Source organism: uncultured Shimia sp., assembly GCF_947493595.1.
GTDB lineage: Bacteria > Pseudomonadota > Alphaproteobacteria > Rhodobacterales > Rhodobacteraceae > Shimia.
Genome location: NZ_CANLRL010000004.1, coordinates 251,954 through 268,112, shown reverse-complemented (window position 1 = coordinate 268,112; position 16,159 = coordinate 251,954). Strand labels below are relative to the sequence as shown.

The following is a 16,159-nucleotide window of genomic DNA, read 5'->3' as shown; positions in this document are numbered from 1 at the left end:
CCACCATCACGTTATGTCGGTGCCGGTGTTGATCACAACATAGAGCCCGATCGCAATCATCACATAGGGCGCCAACCACTCCAGCCGCTCAATCCGCGAAACCTTCGCTGGCGCCATCGCCGCTAAAGCGGCACCGCCGAAGGCCAAGGCCAAAGCTGATGCCGTTGCACCAATTAGGATTGGCAGCGTGTAGCTTGGCCCGGAATCCGCCAGCAACGGCGTGAATACAGCAAAACTGTCAAACGACACGCTCAAAAACAGCGCAATAATGGCCAACACATGCGACTTGGACACTTGCTCTGCGGCCGAACTCTCTTTCCCCAAAAACCGCGCAACCAAGGCATAAGCCCCCAACCCCATGGGGATAAACCCGAGATAGCCCACCTGATGCGGCAAACCGGTTTCCAGCCCAGCAGACACAAACACCGCCGCCGCAAGCATGATGCCCTGCGCAATCAGATAGCCGCTCAAAGTACGTAGCTGTCCGACCGTCAGGATTAACCCAACCATGATGGCAAGATTGTCCAGGTTGGTGGCCACATGCGCCGCTGCCGCCGACAGCGCAATGCCAAACTTATCAATCATTTTTGAAGTCCATCCAACACAGCCCGCGCCGCGCGCAAACCGGGGAACTCCTGCCCACGTCCCAAGCGCTCCATAGTCAGCGCCATTGCGGCACGTTGCTCTGAGGCATCTTCCAGCACTTGCATAATGGCCGGCGCAATCTCTTCAGCCTGAAAGGCAGGTCCCAAAAATTCGGGCACCGCCCTGGTTTCCGCGACCAAATTTGCCAGTGTCACAGTATCAATCAACGCCATCCGGCTCATGATCTTCCAACTGATCCAGTTCATGTCATAGCCAATCACCATCGGCGTATCACTGGCAGCCAACTCCAACGACACAGTCCCCGACGCCGCCAGTGCCACATCCGCCGCTTTAAACGCCGCAAGTTTCTCCGTCTGTGCCGTTTCAGGGTCCATCTCATTGGGATCCAGCACTATTGGGGCAACTTTCCAGCCCGCCACCAACTCTTTTACCAGACCAGCCACCGGAGCAGCTGCAGGCACAACAACCTTAAGGTCTGGCTTCTGATGAACAAGCCTCGCCACAACCTCACCAAATGTCGGGGTCAGCCGACCAACCTCGCCGCGCCGCGACCCCGGCAAAGCAAGAAGCAACGGCGCATCGCCAATCCCATGTTTTTCACGAAACGCCGCAACCTCTGCATCCGTCGCCACCGGTTCGGTTACCACCGGATGCCCGACAAAGTCACAGCGCAGGCCAACCGCTTCCATATAAGGCGGCTCAAACGGCAATAGCGCCAGAACCTGATCCACATGTCTGGCCATCCTTTCCGCCCGCTTTGGACGCCAAGCCCAAACTGACGGCGCCACATAATGCACACAGCGCAGATCACTCTTGGCCTTGACCTCCCGCGCCACGCGCAGGCAGAAATCCGGGCTGTCGATTGTGACGATCACATCCGGCTGCCAATCCAGCGCCGCATCCGCGGTTTGGTGCATACGCTTCACCAGATGGCGGTACTTGGGCAGCACCTCGGCAATGCCCATTACGCTCAGCTCATCCATCGGAAACAGGCTCTCAAGCCCCTGCGCGGCCATCAGCGGCCCACCTACCCCGGCGAACTCCACGTCTGGCACCAATTGGCGCAGCCCCTCCATGAGCGCCCCGCCAAGTCGGTCGCCCGACAACTCGCCAGCGACCAAAAACACCTTCATCAGATCACCCGCGACAACAAGAACAATCCGCTCTCTTCCAGAGCGGCCAATGTCTTTGGCCGATCCAGCACAACCACACGACCAGCCGACACCACAATGCCCTCCACACCGGCCTTTGCAGCGGCCCGCACCGTATCTGGCCCAATCGCAGGCATATCGACCCGTAGGTCTTGCCCGCGCTTTGGCGCCTTCAAAAACACGCCCTTGCCACGCCGCAAATGCTCCGGCGTCTCAGCGACAAAGCGCAACATCGCATCCGTGCCCTGGAGCGTTTCAATGCCAAGCGTGAGTCCCGCTGCAACAACAGCTCCCTGCCCGACATCCAGCGGGGATAGGGCCAACAAAATGTCCGCTGCGCGACTGGCATCTTGAAGCGCTTGCTCAGATGGCTCTGGTCCTGCCAGCAACCCTTCCTCCGCTGTCAGACCCTCAAGCAGCTCATGTGCGCCAACAACCTCGAATCCTTGCTCTTCAAACACAGCAATGATCAAGCGCAGGATGGCATCATCCCCGCCCTGTAACGCAGGCAGCAATCGCGGCGCAATTGCCATCATCCCGGCATCAAATTCCGCAGGATTCAGCGGCGGACGACCAAGACCTCCGGCCATCACCAGACGGGTCAAACCTCCGGCCTTCAAGGCGTCAAACAATCCGCCCATTTTCTCAAACCGATGAGAGTGAACATCGCCGGGCACATCATGTGCCACGCCTTCAAACACCACGCACATCGCGTCCGGATGGGCCGCAGCCAGTGCCACCGGCAAGCTGCCGCCACCACACAAAATCGCCAGTCGGCTCATCACATTACCTCGGTGTCAGGAAGGAACGGTCAGTGTCGCCCATGATAAAGGCCACAATCTCTTGCACATAGTCACTGTCGGTTTCCTCGCCCAAGCGTTTGGCCCGCGCCTGAAACGCGCCTTCGCCTTGCGCCAGCATCTGAAACGCGGCCCGCAAAGCGGTGATGTCAGAGCGCGCCACGCCACGACGCTTCAAGCCGACAAGGTTTAGCCCGTCGAGCTCGCCTCGCGGCCCTTGCACCAAACCATAAGGGATCACATCATTGGTCACCATGCTGACCGCACCAATGATGGCACCGCGACCAATGCGCACCCATTGATGAATGCCACACAGCCCGCCAATTATGACGTCGTCCTCAATGATGCAGTGCCCTGCCACAGCAGCAGAGTTCACCACAATCACATTGTTTCCGATCTGCGCATCATGCGCGATGTGACAGCCCGCCATGAACAAGCCATCGTCACCCACGCGCGTCACGCCGCCGCCACCGTCTGTGCCGCTGTTCATTGTGACATGTTCGCGGATGCGATTGCGTTCGCCAATCACCAGCTTGGTATCTTCCCCACCAAACTTGAGATCCTGCGGCACCTCGCCAATCACCGAGAAGCTGAACACCACCGTGTCCGCACCGATCTCGGTATCGCCGGTCACCACCACATGAGACTTCAGTTCAACACCGGCATGCAAAACAACCTTTGCACCCACGACGCAAAATGGCCCGACGACACAGCCGTCCGAAACCACCGCACCGTCTTCAATCACCGCTGAGGCATGCACCTCTGCATGAGCAGAAATAGCCATCAGCCTTACTCCTTAGGCAGGTCCATCATTGCGGTGAACTCAACTTCACAAGCGACGTCGCCGTCAACCGTGGCCGTCCCGGCGAATTTCCAGACCTTGCCGCCCGGCTTGCCACGTGTGGTTTCCACTTTCATTTCCAGCTTGTCACCCGGAACCACCATGCGGCGGAACTTACATTTGTCGATGCCCATGAAGTAGACCAACAGATCTTTGTCCGCCAAATCCAACGCCACGCCCACCATAATGGCAGACGTCTGCGCCATGGCTTCAACAATAGTCACGCCCGGCATGATCGGTTTCTTCGGGAAGTGCCCCTGAAAATGCGGCTCGTTCATGGTGACCATCTTGATGCCGGTAGCCGATTGATACCCATCGATATCAACCACTTTGTCGACCAGCAGGAAAGGATAGCGATGCGGAATGAGCCGTTGGATCAGTTCGATATCGGCGCTCTTGAGATCTTCGGACATTTGTTGCTCCTCATGCGGCCTAAGACTTTGATCTTAGCCCTAACAATCCACGACGCGAGGGGCAAGCACCAGGCAAGATTCAATCCGTTTCCAAGGATGCTGCCCAAAAGGAGACCTGTAATCAGACTCTGTTATTCGTCAGGCGGAACATCATCCTGTCCCGCGCCGTCACCCAGTACCTGGTTCAGCCGCATGATTGCAAAGGACGTCACATCAACAGCGGGATCACCCAGCAACACATCGCGTCGCTCCAGAATGACTTTGGCACCGGCGTCCCGCATCAGGGTTGTCAAAATGGGACTGGCAACGCGAATAAACGCGTCCTGTTCTCGTTGACGCCGACGCTCCAGATTGGCAGCCTTTTCGTCTTGTTCTTTGCGGATTTGCACCACCCGAGCATCAAACGCCTCAGCCACTGCCCGAAACGCATCAGCTTCCATCTGGCTACGTTTCGCGGTGAGGGCTTTCTCTTCCGTTGTCAGCTCAGCTTGAATACGGCGATTTTCTGCCAACAAAATTGACTCGTCCGCAGCCAACTCTTGGGCCACGCGGATCCCAAACTGGGATTGGCTGAACATCACGTCACTATCGACGGTCAACACTTGTGACTGTGGCAAAACCTGCTGCTGCGCAAAGGCAATCGGGGCGCTCAACAGCGCCCCAATCAGGAAACTTATGCGAAATGCGCCCCGTCCCATACCGGATCAGAATTGCGCACTGATGGTAAAGTCAAAGGATTGATCCCGGTCGAACTCTTCTTTCTGAAGTGCCTTGGTAAAGTTAAACCGAAGCGGGCCAATTGGCGTGGTCCAGAAAATCGAAGCACCAATGACATGACGCAGCGAAAAATCTTCGTAGTAGATTGTCCCGACACCATTGGTGTTATCCAGCCCCCAGAGTGAGCCAACATCGTAAAACAGACCGCCAGTAATCCCAAGTTCTTCAGGCAGCCCCAATGGGAACTCTGCCTCAAACCGTGCCGACGCATAATATTTTCCGCCCAATGCGTCATCCAATGACCCATCCGCAGACCGCTCTCTTGGGCCAACACCATAAGGCTTAAACCCTCGAATGTGGCGGTTAGACACAATATAGCGGTCGTCAATGCGGCTATCGCCGTTTGGAGAGTAGAGCGCACCACCTTGCAGCGTCGCGCGCAAGGTCACTTCCTCTTGCCATACTTTGGATTCTGCGACCGCCCGTGCGGTGGTCGACACAAACTTATAGTCGCCACCGAGGCCACCAAAGTCTTGCCCAAACTCGAACATGTAACCACGAGTTGGGTCCAAACCGCGTTTGCGTGTGTCATAGCGATAGGTGTAGCCAATCGAGCTTTTCCAAATTTCACCACGTGCCGCTTCTTGTTCGACAATCGTATTGGGGTCGATCGAATTGTCCGCAGAGACATCCAGACCGGACCGCTCCAATTTGTAGCGCAGTTGCATATCGGAGAACTCGCCCAACTCAAATCCAAGGTAAGGTGAGAACTCACCAACAGTGTTGGTGAAACGCGCTTCACTGGGTTCAAATTCCTTATAGAAGAACCCAAATCCGGCGGTTAGGTTGCGACCCAAAAACGCTGGCTCAGCAAAGGACAAGCTATAGTCCTTGATGTCAGACGACGTCGAGAACGACAGCCCAAAGCTCTGCCCTCGGCCAAGGAAGTTGGACTCGCTAAAGCGAACGACCAGCCCGATACCATCATTTGTCGAGTACGTGCCGCCCAATGCCAAAGACCCCGTGGGCTGCTCTTCGACGTCAACATCCACAATAACCTGGCTAGGCGTGCTGCCTTCGCGGGCGTTTACATCTGCAACCGTAAAGTACCCAAGCGCGCGGATACGTTCTGCACTTTCACGGATTTCGCGCGGATTGAAGGGATCTCCTTCGGCAATCCGGAACTGGTTACGAATAACCTTGTCCAAAGTTGTTGTATTGCCTTCAATGTCGATGCGTTCGACGAAGATTTTCGGACCTTTGGAAATGACAAATTCCACATCCAGTGTCAGGTCGCGGTCATTACGCGAAATACGTGGATCTACACGCAGAAAATCCTGCCCTTGTTTCAGACCAAACCGCTCCATCCTGGTAATCGAGTTTTCAATCAGGATCGGAGAATACGTCACGCCGGGCTTTAGGCGAAGTGTGTCCAGATACTCTTGCGCATTTACGCCGTTAATTTCGCTGGTCGCAGTTATGTTGCCAAATTTGAATTGCTGGCCTTCTTCCACGTTAAACGTCAGGAAATAACCGTCGCGCTCGCGCGAAAGCTCAGCGTTCACAGCCAGAGTTCGGAAGTCAACATAGCCCCGCGACAGGTAGAAATCCCGCAGCACCTGTTTGTCAAACTCGATCCGGTCATTCACGAAGGTGTCTTGCTTAAAGAACGCCCGCAAGAGGCCAGCCTGCTTCGTCGCCAAAACGCGACGCAGCCGGTTGTCGCTGTAATTGCGGTTGCCCACAAAACCAATGCGTTCGATCTCGACCACACCGCCTTCAAACACTTCGAAAATCAGGTCAGCGCGGTTGTCGCTACGCCGAATAAGCCGGGTGTTCACGCGCGCCGCCAAACGGCCTTGCTCGGAATAGGCTTGGGTGATCCGCGCTGCGTCGCGCTCAGCCGTGGTCGGATTCAACACCCGACGGGATTGCGATTCAATCAGTTGTTCCAGCGCCTCGTCTTTCAGGCGCTTATTACCTTCAAAGCTGATCCGGTTGATGGTTGGGAACTCTGTTACCTTGATCACAAGCGTACTGCCACTTGGCACAAGTTCGACGGTTTCAAAAAGGCCACTCGCCAGAACACGCTGATATGCGGCATTCACCTGTCCGGCAGAGACAGCTGTGCCACGCGGAATAGCTGCGTAATTTGCCACCGCAGTAGAATCGATCCGCTGATTGCCCTCAACTCGGACCGAGCTGAAATTATATGTTTGCGTCAGACCAACTGTTGGCAACGCCACCATGATCGCAAAAATCGCAAAGAAAAACGCCGTAATGAGGCGCCGTTTCTGCACCTCTCCCCCGTCTTTGGCAATCGCCAAAGCCCTCGATTGTTTGGTCATTCCCAAACTCCGCAGTACATCCCAGTTGGGTTGTGACTATCGGGTCTGGGGGCTGATGTCAAAACAGCATTGGCCTTGGATCAAAGAGAATCGGCCGCCATTGCACTGGCATCCCTAGCGGGTCGGCCTGTCAACACCACACAATGTTGTGCGCAGGCCTCCGCTCAATCCCATGCCTTACTGAAGGCCGCCGTTCATCATCATCGTGCCGACAAAGGCGCCAAGCGACAATCCAGCGAGGATTGCTGTTGGAAACAGCATGCGCTCCCAGTTGATGTCAATCAACAGCCCAACTGCGCGGTATCCGTTTTCAATGGTGTGCATAGTCCAAACCCAATTCTTACCTACAGCCTAACTCTACCGGAGGAATTGGGCGAAAATTGGGCACAACCGTTAGAGTCGTGCCCAAAATCACGTTAGGGGCAGAACAAATCGTTGGTCAGACCAAACACCATCATGCTCAAAACCAAAACCAAACCCGCCGTCATAAGAATGCGCAGCACACCATCGGCGGGTGGTTTTCCGGTCACGGCCTCATAGGCGTAGAACACCAAATGTCCGCCATCCAACATTGGGATTGGGAACAAGTTGAGCAGGCCAATTGCGGTGGACAGCACAGCAATAAACCAAATGAAGCTTTGCGCCCCTTGGCTGGCCATCGCACTGGAAGTCTGCGCGATCCCAACGGGCCCTGACAGATTGCAGCTGCTGATCGCACCGGTGATCATGTGATACAGGCCGCTCACGGATCCTTCCATGATCCGCCCGGTCTGACGCACACCAGCCATAAATGCTTCACCAGCTGGCAAAGTCTCAGTCGCGGGATCAAATGCCAGACCGCCACCAATGCCGATCCGCCAATGCGTGACAAACCCACCGTTCGCCTGAGGTTCATCCACGCGGCGCGGCGTGAGATCAAACTGATCCACAACACCTGCCCGATCCACTGTCAGAGCCATTGTAGCCCCTTCCCCACCTTCAACAGCTTCCTTGAGCTGGGAGAAGGCCACAATCGGCTTCCCATCAATCGCGGTGAACACGTCGCCAACTTCCAGGCCGGCATTATAGGCGGCGGAACGTGGCGCCAAAGACTGCACCATTGGCGGATACAAAAACGGCCCGGACACCTCCAATGTCTCCCCACCGCGCTCTACGGTATAGGTCAGCACAGCTTCCTTTGGCATCGCTTTGGCGAAAGCATCGAAAGCTTCCGGGTCATCAAAGGACGGAATCTCCGCCCCAGCAATCGCGGTCACAACATCGCCCTGCTGCAACTCATACGGCGCCTCCGGCTGGTCCCAAATCTCGCCCACGATCAGCTTACTGCCAATCTGGCCGTTGAACATCATCACACCGGTGAAAATGATGATCGATAAAATGAAGTTAAACACCGGTCCGGCCAGAACGGTGGCAGCCCGCGCCCAGAGTGGTGCACCATGCATGGTGTGTCGGCGCTCTTCCTCGGACATCTCTTCCATGGCTTCGCCGTCTTTGCCGCTGGCAGCATTGGCATCGCCTTTGAACTTCACATAACCACCCAGCGGAATCGCCGCGATCTGCCACTTGGTGCCCCGCTTGTCATAGCGCGAATAGATCACCGGACCAAAGCCCAGGCTAAACACATCCGCCCCAATGCCGCTCCAGCGTCCCACAATGTAGTGGCCATACTCATGGATCGCGACGATGATCGACAGGGCCAACACAAACCACAACACGGTCAGCCCGCCGCCACCAATACCGGAAATCAGCGATGAAATATCCAAAGGGGTCGTCCTCTTTCTGGGGCGTTACGCCAATTTTTGCATGACCTGATCGGCCGTCTTGCGGGCCAGATGGTCGGTTTCCAGCACCGTATCAAGGGTCATTTCGGCATTCTTGCGGCAATGTGATGGAGAAAGCTGTGTCAAAACCTCTTCGACCACCTCCGCCATCTGCAAAAACCCAATATGATGTGCAAGGAACCCATCCAGCGCGCGCTCTTTCGCCGCGTTGAAAATCGCGCCTGCGTGCCCGCCCAGTTCCAGCACCTCATGTGCCAACCGCAGCGCCGGATAGCGTTGGAAATCCGGCGCGCGAAAATGCAACGATCCAATCTTGGCGAGGTCCAACCGCTCCACCGGCAGCGTCTTGCGCTCCGGCCAGTGCAACGCAAAGCCAATCGCGTGGCGCATATCCGGCGGGCCGACATGGGCCATCAACGCGCCGTCATTGAACCCGACCAAGGCATGCACCAAAGATTCCGGATGCACCAACACCTCGATCTGCTCATGTGCGCAGCCAAAAAACTCTTTGGTCTCAATGACCTCCAGCGCCTTATTGAACATCGAGGCGCTGTCTACCGTGATCCGCTGCCCCATGTTCCAATTGGGATGGCTGCTGGCCTGCTCCGGCGTGGCGCGCGCCATGTCTTCCAGCGTCCAATCGCGGAACGCACCGCCACTGGCGGTGATGATAATCCGTTCCACCGCAGCCATATCTTCGCCAATCAGGCCTTGAAAGATCGCCGAATGCTCGCTGTCTACCGGCAGGATACGCGCCTTGTGCGTCGCAGCGGTGCCCATGATCAACTGACCCGCTGTGACAAGCGATTCCTTGTTGGCCAACGCCAATGTCGCGCCTTGCTCCAGCGCCACCAAACCCGGTGCCAGCCCCGCCGCGCCGACAATGGCACTCATCACCCAATCCGCAGGCCGCGCCGCCGCCTCGCGGATCGCAGTCGAACCTGCAGCCGCTTCAACGCCACTGCCGGCCAATTCGGCGCGCAGCTCATCGAGCCGCGCCTCATCCGCCGTCACCGCGACATCCGCCTTCAGCTCACGCGCGTCTGCCGCCAGTTGGGCAATGTTCTGCCCCCCGCTCAACGCCACCACATCATAGCTGTCGGGATCGCGTCGGATCAGGTCAATGGTGTTTTGTCCAATCGACCCGGTTGCACCAAAAATGGAGATTTTTCTCATGTCGCAGGCAGCCCCAATACGGCACCCAGCACCAGCACCAAAAGCGCCGCGCCCAACATCGCATCAAACCGGTCAAGCAAGCCGCCATGACCAGGAATAAGGTTCGAACTGTCCTTGATGCCGGTGTGGCGCTTGATTGCGCTCTCGGCTGCATCGCCCATCTGCGAGGCAAAGGAAGTCAGCACCGACAGAATAATCAATGGCGTGCCACCAAAAACCATCCCCACACAGGCCGCAGCCACCCAGCCGGCCATCGTGCCGGACCATGTCTTTTTGGGGCTCACTTTGGGCCAGAACTTCGGACCACCAAACACCCGACCGGCAAAGTAGCCAGCCACATCCGTGGCCACCACGACTGATACCAACCACATGACCCAATAAGCCCCTCGCACGTCGCGCAGGACAATCAAGCCATAGCAAGCCAACATCAGCCCCGCCGCATAAGCTACGTAGATTCCACGATCTTTCTTAAGTTGCCCGGCGCCAGCCAAGGGCACGGCCAACAACATTGGCAAGATCGCCTGGCCAGGAACAAAGTCGGTCAGAAAGAGCACAACAGCCGCCAGTGCCCCCATGGAAAGCGACACCTTCTGGTCACCGCCGGACAGCATCCGAGTCAACTCCCAGACCATGCCGCCGCAAATGATCACCACAAATTCGTGGAACAAAAACCCACCTTGCCAGATCGCCAATCCACCCACGCCAAGCAGCACCACTGCTGACAGAGTCCGGGGCAACAAATCGCCCCACTTACCCGCAGCACTACTCACACTGTCACCGCGCCAAAACGACGATCCCGTCGCGCATAAGCGTCCACCAATTTGCGGAATTCCTCTTTCGAGAAATCCGGCCACAACGTGTCAATAAACTCATATTCCGCATACGCCGATTGCCACAGTAGGAAATTGGAAATCCGCGCTTCGCCACTTGTGCGAATGACCAAATCAGGATCCGGCAACACATGTGTATCGAGATACTTTGGCAAGGTCTCTTCGTTCACATCTTCCGGAGCCAACGAGCCATTTGCTACGTCCTGCGCCAACCGCTGTGTGGCGCGCGCCACTTCATCCCGGCCACCATAATTCAACGCAATTGTAAGATTCACACCATCATTTTCGGCGGTGAGCTCCTCCAATTCATCCATTAAGGCGCGCAGCTTTTCGTCCAAACGCGGACGGTCGCCGATAAACCGCACCCTCACCCCTTCCGCCTTCAGCCCACGGGCTTCCTTGCGGATGTACTGGCGAAAAAGGCTCATCAAGCCCGCAACTTCCGCCTGCGTGCGCTTCCAGTTCTCGGTCGAGAACCCAAAAATCGTCAAATACTCCACACCCAAGGGTTTGCAAGCGCGCACAATCTCTTTGACGCGCTTGGCCCCGGCGTGGTGCCCAAATAACCGCGGGCGACCGCGTGCCTGCGCCCACCGGCCGTTGCCATCCATGATAATGGCCACATGCCGAGGGCCGGTCGCGGGAATCTCGTCACCCATGTTGTTCAGACCTGCATGATCTCGGATTGCTTGTTCTCAAGCGCGCCGTCGATTTGCTTGATATAACGGTCAGTCATTTCCTGAACTTCCGCTTCCCAAAGCTTCTGATCATCCTCAGACAGGCCGTCCGCCTTGCCCTTTTTGATCTGATCCATGCCATCCCGACGCAAGTTGCGGATCGAAACACGGGCATGTTCGGCATATTGCGCAGCCACGCGCGCCAGCTCGGTGCGGCGTTCTTCGTTCAGCTCCGGAATTGGCAACATTACGATGGTGCCGTTGGTCTGTGGGTTGATGCCCAGACCGGAGTTCATGATCGCCTTCTCAACCGCGCTCACCAATGATTTGTCCCACACATTGATGGTCACCATACGCGGCTCAGGCACGTTCACGGTGCCCACCTGGTTGATCGGTGTGCGCGATCCATAGGCATCCACCATCACCGGCTCCAGCATGTTGGCTGAGGCGCGGCCGGTACGCAGCGAGGCAAATTCAGTTTTCAACGCACCCATTGCACCATCCATACGGCGTGCCAGATCGTCGGTATCAAGTTCAAACTCTTCGGACATGAGATTGCTCTCTTCTTCTGTCTGTTTTCTTTTGTCTTTTTCGCGCGTTGCAGGGCATTTGGCCCCGCGTCACGCTGTCTCGATCACCTTAACGGGATCAGACAACCTTTGTATAGGTGCCCCGACCTGCGAGAATGCCTTTGAAGCCGCCTGGCTCATCCAGAGGGAACACAATCAGCGGCAGGTTGTTGTCCCGCGCCAAGGCAATTGCACTTGCATCCATCACCCGCAGACGTTTCGCCAGCACCTCGTCATAGGTGATTTCATCATAACGCACCGCGTCATCATGCTCGGCTGGATCCTTGTCATAGATGCCATCCACACCGTTTTTGCCCATAAAGATCGCTTCGCACGCCATCTCATTGGCCCGCAGGGTCGCGGCAGTGTCCGTGGTGAAATACGGGTTGCCGGTTCCGGCAGCAAAAATACACACGCGTTTCTTCTCAAGGTGCCGCACAGCACGACGACGAATGTACGGCTCAGCCACCTCATCCATGCGAATCGCGCTGATCACACGGGTAAACACACCCAGCTCTTCCAACGCACTCTGCATCGCCAGCGCATTCATCACCGTCGCCAACATACCCATATAGTCCGCTGTGGTGCGCTCCATGCCTTGCGCTGCACCGGATAGGCCACGGAACACGTTGCCGCCACCAATCACCATGCAAATCTCCACGCCCATGTCGTGAACAGATTTCACCTCTTTGGCGAGACGCGCAATTGTCGGCGGGTGCAGGCCATAGCCCTGGTCTCCCATCAACGCCTCCCCCGAAATTTTCAACATCACACGGTTAAAGGTGGCGTCGGCGGGGACGGTGTCGTCGCTCATGTTGCACTCCATCTGCGCATCGTTTTAGGATTGGACGCAAAATGTCGGAAAACGCCCGCAGGTTCAATGCGAGAGTTGAGGATAACCGACAAAAGTAAGCGCAAAGTCAGGTCACCCGCATGTCACAACTGCCGCCCATCGCCTCTGATCAACCCGTATTGATCGCAGGCCCCACAGCCAGCGGCAAAAGTGCGCTCGCTTTGGAGATTGCCGCGCAACAGGGCGGCGTGATCATCAATGCCGATGCAATTCAGGTGTTTGACAATTGGCGCGTGCTAACGGCGCGCCCCTCTGCAAAGGACGAAGCCGCAGCCCCTCACCACCTCTATGGTCATGTTCCCTATGACGCTGAATACTCGGTAGGCCATTGGCTGCGTGAGGTGGCGCCGCTTCTGACCAACGGTCCCCGCCCCATCATAGTTGGTGGCACCGGCCTGTATTTTTCCGCACTCACCCAAGGTCTCGCTGACATCCCCGCCACGCCACCGGAGCTGCGCGCACGCGCAAACGCCCGCGTTGCGGCCGAGGGCTTCAAAGCCCTGCTTGCAGAATTAGACCCAGAAACCAAGGCCCGGATCGACACGCAAAACCCGATGCGTGTGCAACGCGCTTGGGAAGTTCTCACCGCCACAGGCCGCGCGATGGCCGATTGGCAAGACAACACGCCGCCCCCTCTGTTGCCACTGTCAGACACACTACCGATTGTTTTTGACGTGCCCAAAGACTGGCTCAATGCGCGGATTGCCCAGCGGTTTGACTTGATGTTGGACCACGGCGCATTGGACGAGGCACAAGCAAACCTCGCGACATTTGACCCGGCACACCTCTCCGCCAAAGCCATTGGAGCCCCTGAACTCGTCGCGCACCTGCGCGGAGACATTGATCTGGAAACCGCCCGCGAGCGCGCCACAATTGCCACCCGACAATTTGCCAAACGTCAACGCACATGGTTCCGCTCAAAAATGAAAACCTGGCATCACCACACGCCGGTAGACATCTAATTTCCGCGAATTTTCGCCAATCGGCACGGCGGGACTACAAGTCTTCACTTGCTCGAATCGCACATCCCGCGCTTAATCTTCGACAAGATGACCGATAAAAATTTACATATCCCGTCATTTATGACCAAACCAGGCATGGGCGGCATGTCTGGAGTGGCGCACAAGCCTGCAGCACCTGTGGCTGCGCCACCTCCACCGCGCCCCGTTGCAGCAGATCAGCCTTTACCGCAAATTCGTGTCGAAACTCTTGCTGGCCTGACCAAAGGCGCGCCGTGGATGCTTGAGCAATTACATGTGCGCGCGCACCACATCTTATTGTGGACCACCCGTGGCCAGGGACGCGTGTTGTTGCATGGTCTGCGCCGGGGTTTTGGCGCCCATAATGCGATTTTTGTCCCCGCTGGCAAACTGCTCTCCTTTGAACTTGGGTTGCAGGTTCAGGGCTTGGCCATGTTGATCCCGGATGACGGCCGCGTGACCCTGCCCGACCGTGCCCAACATCTGAGATTGCAGGACGGAACCGAACAAGCCGAATTCACTGCCATCCTGGACGCTCTGCGCCGCGAATTACACGACAAGCGCCCCTTTATGGCCGAGGCCTTGAATGCCCATGCCCGCTTGCTCTCCGTTGCATTGCGCCGGGACCTGCAAGAGGCTGGCCCACCGCCGCCAACCCGTGCCTCAGAACGCATTGTGCGCCGCTTCTGTGACATCCTTGCGGCCGAATACACAAGCGGTCAGCCAATGGCCTGGTACGCCGATCAGCTCGACATCACCCCGACGCACCTGACCCGTGTTTGCCGTCAAGCGGCAGGTCTCACAGCAGCCGAAATGCTCTCGCAAATGACCCAACACCGGGCGCGCAGCCTGCTGCTGGACAGTGACCTGCCCATCAACCGTGTCGCCGATTCCCTTGGATTTGGCAGTGCCGCCTATTTCACGCGCTTCTGCCAACAGCACTTTGGTGCTGCGCCAAGTCAGGTGCGTAAACAGGCCCGCACCCGGTAATTTACCTGAAATTAAAAGGGCTTACCCGCCCCAGATAACCCGCACATAGTTGCGTGTCTCCGCATACGGCGGCACACCGCCGTATTTCTCCACCGCCCCCGGCCCAGCGTTATAGGCCGCCAAAGCCAAGCGCCAGCTGCCAAATTTTTGGTACTGCTGCTTAAGATAGCGGGCGCCGCCTTCCAGGTTCTGTTGCGGATCCATCGGATCCACCCTCAACAACCGCGCGGTCTGAGGCATCAACTGCGCCAACCCCAAAGCCCCTTTGTGGGACTTGGCTGTAGCATTCCAATTGCTTTCCTGCTGCACCAGCTTCAGGAACAAGTCCACCGGCACGCCATGCAACAATGCCGCCTCCTGCGCCATCGCAAGATACGGCCCTCGGTATTTACCTTGATAGCTGCCGTTGCCCCACTTGGAAGGCGTGTAAATCGGCTTCGGCTTGAGGCGTACAGAGTTGCGATATTGCTCAGACGCCCGCCCATCGAGCACTTTTGTCTGGTTCTTAAACAACCGCGCATTGGATTTGGTCGACAGGCTTTGCGCCGCCACTGGCCCAGAAACCAAGGCCAATCCAATCACCAGTCCCAAAATCCTGCGCGCCATATGCGCCTGCTCCACCCTGCTTTTGCCGTCTTCTTAATCAAATTGCAGGGATTTTTCCAGACCGTAGAGCGCCGCTTGGCAAAATCCCGCGCGCCCCGCGTCTTTCCCACCTCAGGTTATCCACAAGTTTCCGCCTTTGCTATTGGAGAAACCGCTTCCCATTCATCCCCCGCAGTGGTGTATGGTGCCCCAAATCCAGAGAAAGAATCCGTGGGAGACATAGGCGCATGGCCGGATCGGTGAACAAAGTAATCCTTATTGGCAACCTGGGGCGCGACCCCGAGGTGCGCTCCTTCCAGAACGGCGGCAAAGTGTGCAACCTGCGCATCGCCACCTCCGAGACTTGGAAAGACCGCAACACTGGCGAGCGTAAAGAACGCACCGAATGGCACTCCGTGGCTATTTTCCAAGAAGGCTTGGTGCGCATTGCTGAGCAATACCTGCGCAAAGGCTCCAAGGTCTACGTGGAAGGCAAATTGCAAACCCGAAAGTGGCAGGACCAATCAGGTCAGGACCGCTACTCCACCGAAGTGGTACTGCAGGGCTTTGACGGCGTGCTGACCATGCTCGATGGCCGCTCCGGCGGCGGTGACGGCGGCGGTGGCTTTGGCGGCGGCAGCAGCGGCGGCTATGACCAAGGTGGCGGCGGCTACGGCGGCGGTTACGATCAAGGCGGCGGCGGCGGCAACTTCGGTGGCGGTGGTGGCGGCAACCAAGGCGGTCCAGCGCCAAGCCGTGACATGGACGACGAAATCCCGTTCTAAGTCACAGACACAGTGTATTTCAGAGGTCGCTATTTAGCGGCCTCTTTTTTGTGGCGC

Annotated in this window: 18 protein-coding genes; 3 read left to right on the top strand and 15 right to left on the bottom strand. The window is 57.1% G+C overall.

The window, feature by feature from the left end:
• Positions 1 to 6: 6 nt before the first annotated feature.
• From Q0955_RS12735 to pyrH, 14 genes are all read right to left on the bottom strand, one after another.
• Positions 7 to 585 (bottom strand): cadmium resistance transporter, encoded by a 579-nt coding sequence (locus tag Q0955_RS12735; RefSeq protein ID WP_299424749.1) that lies wholly within the window; start codon positions 583 to 585, stop codon positions 7 to 9.
• Positions 582 to 1,739 carry a lipid-A-disaccharide synthase gene (lpxB, locus tag Q0955_RS12730; RefSeq protein ID WP_299424747.1) on the bottom strand — a complete coding sequence of 386 codons (1,158 nt, stop codon included), beginning with the start codon at positions 1,737 to 1,739 and terminating at the stop codon, positions 582 to 584. Before lpxB ends, Q0955_RS12735 begins: the two co-directional genes overlap by 4 nt.
• Positions 1,739 to 2,539: a UDP-2,3-diacylglucosamine diphosphatase LpxI gene (gene lpxI, locus Q0955_RS12725; protein ID WP_299424746.1), complete on the bottom strand. Its 801-nt coding sequence runs from the start codon at positions 2,537 to 2,539 to the stop codon at positions 1,739 to 1,741. The genes lpxB and lpxI overlap by 1 nt, the downstream gene beginning before the upstream one ends.
• 4 nt (positions 2,540 to 2,543) lie before the next feature.
• On the bottom strand, positions 2,544 to 3,341 hold the full coding sequence (gene lpxA, locus Q0955_RS12720; protein ID WP_299424744.1) for an acyl-ACP--UDP-N-acetylglucosamine O-acyltransferase: 798 nt from the start codon (positions 3,339 to 3,341) through the stop codon (positions 2,544 to 2,546).
• A gap of 5 nt (positions 3,342 to 3,346) precedes the next feature.
• Positions 3,347 to 3,811 (bottom strand): 3-hydroxyacyl-ACP dehydratase FabZ, encoded by a 465-nt coding sequence (gene fabZ, locus Q0955_RS12715; protein WP_299424743.1) that lies wholly within the window; start codon positions 3,809 to 3,811, stop codon positions 3,347 to 3,349.
• Positions 3,812 to 3,942: 131 nt separating this feature from the next.
• A complete protein-coding gene (locus Q0955_RS12710; RefSeq protein WP_299424741.1) occupies positions 3,943 to 4,509 on the bottom strand; it encodes an OmpH family outer membrane protein in 567 nt (188 codons plus the stop codon).
• 6 nt (positions 4,510 to 4,515) lie between these two features.
• A complete protein-coding gene (gene bamA, locus Q0955_RS12705; protein ID WP_299424740.1) occupies positions 4,516 to 6,876 on the bottom strand; it encodes an outer membrane protein assembly factor BamA in 2,361 nt (786 codons plus the stop codon).
• Between the two features lie 177 nt (positions 6,877 to 7,053).
• A complete protein-coding gene (locus Q0955_RS12700) occupies positions 7,054 to 7,200 on the bottom strand; it encodes a hypothetical protein (protein ID WP_299424738.1) in 147 nt (48 codons plus the stop codon).
• A 92-nt stretch (positions 7,201 to 7,292) separates the two neighbouring features.
• Entirely contained in the window at positions 7,293 to 8,639 is a 1,347-nt protein-coding gene (gene rseP, locus Q0955_RS12695) for an RIP metalloprotease RseP (protein ID WP_299424735.1), read from the bottom strand.
• A gap of 24 nt (positions 8,640 to 8,663) precedes the next feature.
• A complete protein-coding gene (dxr, locus tag Q0955_RS12690; protein ID WP_299424733.1) occupies positions 8,664 to 9,833 on the bottom strand; it encodes a 1-deoxy-D-xylulose-5-phosphate reductoisomerase in 1,170 nt (389 codons plus the stop codon).
• Positions 9,830 to 10,570, bottom strand: a complete 741-nt coding sequence (locus Q0955_RS12685; protein WP_299424732.1) for a phosphatidate cytidylyltransferase — start codon at positions 10,568 to 10,570, stop codon at positions 9,830 to 9,832. Before Q0955_RS12685 ends, dxr begins: the two co-directional genes overlap by 4 nt.
• A gap of 29 nt (positions 10,571 to 10,599) precedes the next feature.
• Positions 10,600 to 11,322 (bottom strand): isoprenyl transferase, encoded by a 723-nt coding sequence (locus tag Q0955_RS12680; RefSeq protein WP_299424730.1) that lies wholly within the window; start codon positions 11,320 to 11,322, stop codon positions 10,600 to 10,602.
• A gap of 5 nt (positions 11,323 to 11,327) precedes the next feature.
• Positions 11,328 to 11,891, bottom strand: coding sequence for a ribosome recycling factor (frr, locus tag Q0955_RS12675; protein WP_299424729.1), 564 nt, complete (start codon positions 11,889 to 11,891; stop codon positions 11,328 to 11,330).
• A gap of 97 nt (positions 11,892 to 11,988) precedes the next feature.
• On the bottom strand, positions 11,989 to 12,723 hold the full coding sequence (gene pyrH / locus Q0955_RS12670; protein ID WP_299424727.1) for a UMP kinase: 735 nt from the start codon (positions 12,721 to 12,723) through the stop codon (positions 11,989 to 11,991).
• 119 nt (positions 12,724 to 12,842) lie between these two features.
• Here pyrH and miaA point away from each other — a divergent pair, with 119 nt between their 5' ends.
• Positions 12,843 to 13,724 (top strand): tRNA (adenosine(37)-N6)-dimethylallyltransferase MiaA, encoded by an 882-nt coding sequence (miaA, locus tag Q0955_RS12665; protein ID WP_299424726.1) that lies wholly within the window; start codon positions 12,843 to 12,845, stop codon positions 13,722 to 13,724.
• Positions 13,725 to 13,844: 120 nt separating this feature from the next.
• Positions 13,845 to 14,732 carry an AraC family transcriptional regulator gene (locus Q0955_RS12660; protein WP_299424724.1) on the top strand — a complete coding sequence of 296 codons (888 nt, stop codon included), beginning with the start codon at positions 13,845 to 13,847 and terminating at the stop codon, positions 14,730 to 14,732.
• Positions 14,733 to 14,753: 21 nt separating this feature from the next.
• On the opposite strand, the gene Q0955_RS12655 is transcribed toward Q0955_RS12660, so the two are convergent.
• On the bottom strand, positions 14,754 to 15,338 hold the full coding sequence (locus tag Q0955_RS12655; RefSeq protein WP_299424723.1) for a lytic transglycosylase domain-containing protein: 585 nt from the start codon (positions 15,336 to 15,338) through the stop codon (positions 14,754 to 14,756).
• 227 nt (positions 15,339 to 15,565) lie between these two features.
• On the opposite strand from Q0955_RS12655, the gene ssb reads away from it, so the two are divergent.
• Positions 15,566 to 16,102: a single-stranded DNA-binding protein gene (ssb, locus tag Q0955_RS12650; protein ID WP_299424721.1), complete on the top strand. Its 537-nt coding sequence runs from the start codon at positions 15,566 to 15,568 to the stop codon at positions 16,100 to 16,102.
• Positions 16,103 to 16,159 lie beyond the last annotated feature (57 nt).

What these genes read in the sequence shown, in the direction of transcription:
- Q0955_RS12680 (WP_299424730.1), bottom strand. Translation starts at nt 11,322, where the DNA reads ATGGGTGACGAGATTCCCGCGACCGGCCCTCGGCATGTGGCCATTATC.
- pyrH (WP_299424727.1), bottom strand. Translation starts at nt 12,723, where the DNA reads ATGAGCGACGACACCGTCCCCGCCGACGCCACCTTTAACCGTGTGATG.
- lpxB (WP_299424747.1), bottom strand. Translation starts at nt 1,739, where the DNA reads ATGAAGGTGTTTTTGGTCGCTGGCGAGTTGTCGGGCGACCGACTTGGC.
- fabZ (WP_299424743.1), bottom strand. Translation starts at nt 3,811, where the DNA reads ATGTCCGAAGATCTCAAGAGCGCCGATATCGAACTGATCCAACGGCTC.
- ssb (WP_299424721.1), top strand. Translation starts at nt 15,566, where the DNA reads ATGGCCGGATCGGTGAACAAAGTAATCCTTATTGGCAACCTGGGGCGC.
- dxr (WP_299424733.1), bottom strand. Translation starts at nt 9,833, where the DNA reads ATGAGAAAAATCTCCATTTTTGGTGCAACCGGGTCGATTGGACAAAAC.
- Q0955_RS12660 (WP_299424724.1), top strand. Translation starts at nt 13,845, where the DNA reads ATGACCAAACCAGGCATGGGCGGCATGTCTGGAGTGGCGCACAAGCCT.
- Q0955_RS12735 (WP_299424749.1), bottom strand. Translation starts at nt 585, where the DNA reads ATGATTGATAAGTTTGGCATTGCGCTGTCGGCGGCAGCGGCGCATGTG.
- frr (WP_299424729.1), bottom strand. Translation starts at nt 11,891, where the DNA reads ATGTCCGAAGAGTTTGAACTTGATACCGACGATCTGGCACGCCGTATG.
- Q0955_RS12710 (WP_299424741.1), bottom strand. Translation starts at nt 4,509, where the DNA reads ATGGGACGGGGCGCATTTCGCATAAGTTTCCTGATTGGGGCGCTGTTG.
- Q0955_RS12700 (WP_299424738.1), bottom strand. Translation starts at nt 7,200, where the DNA reads ATGCACACCATTGAAAACGGATACCGCGCAGTTGGGCTGTTGATTGAC.
- lpxI (WP_299424746.1), bottom strand. Translation starts at nt 2,539, where the DNA reads ATGAGCCGACTGGCGATTTTGTGTGGTGGCGGCAGCTTGCCGGTGGCA.
- miaA (WP_299424726.1), top strand. Translation starts at nt 12,843, where the DNA reads ATGTCACAACTGCCGCCCATCGCCTCTGATCAACCCGTATTGATCGCA.
- Q0955_RS12655 (WP_299424723.1), bottom strand. Translation starts at nt 15,338, where the DNA reads ATGGCGCGCAGGATTTTGGGACTGGTGATTGGATTGGCCTTGGTTTCT.
- bamA (WP_299424740.1), bottom strand. Translation starts at nt 6,876, where the DNA reads ATGACCAAACAATCGAGGGCTTTGGCGATTGCCAAAGACGGGGGAGAG.
- lpxA (WP_299424744.1), bottom strand. Translation starts at nt 3,341, where the DNA reads ATGGCTATTTCTGCTCATGCAGAGGTGCATGCCTCAGCGGTGATTGAA.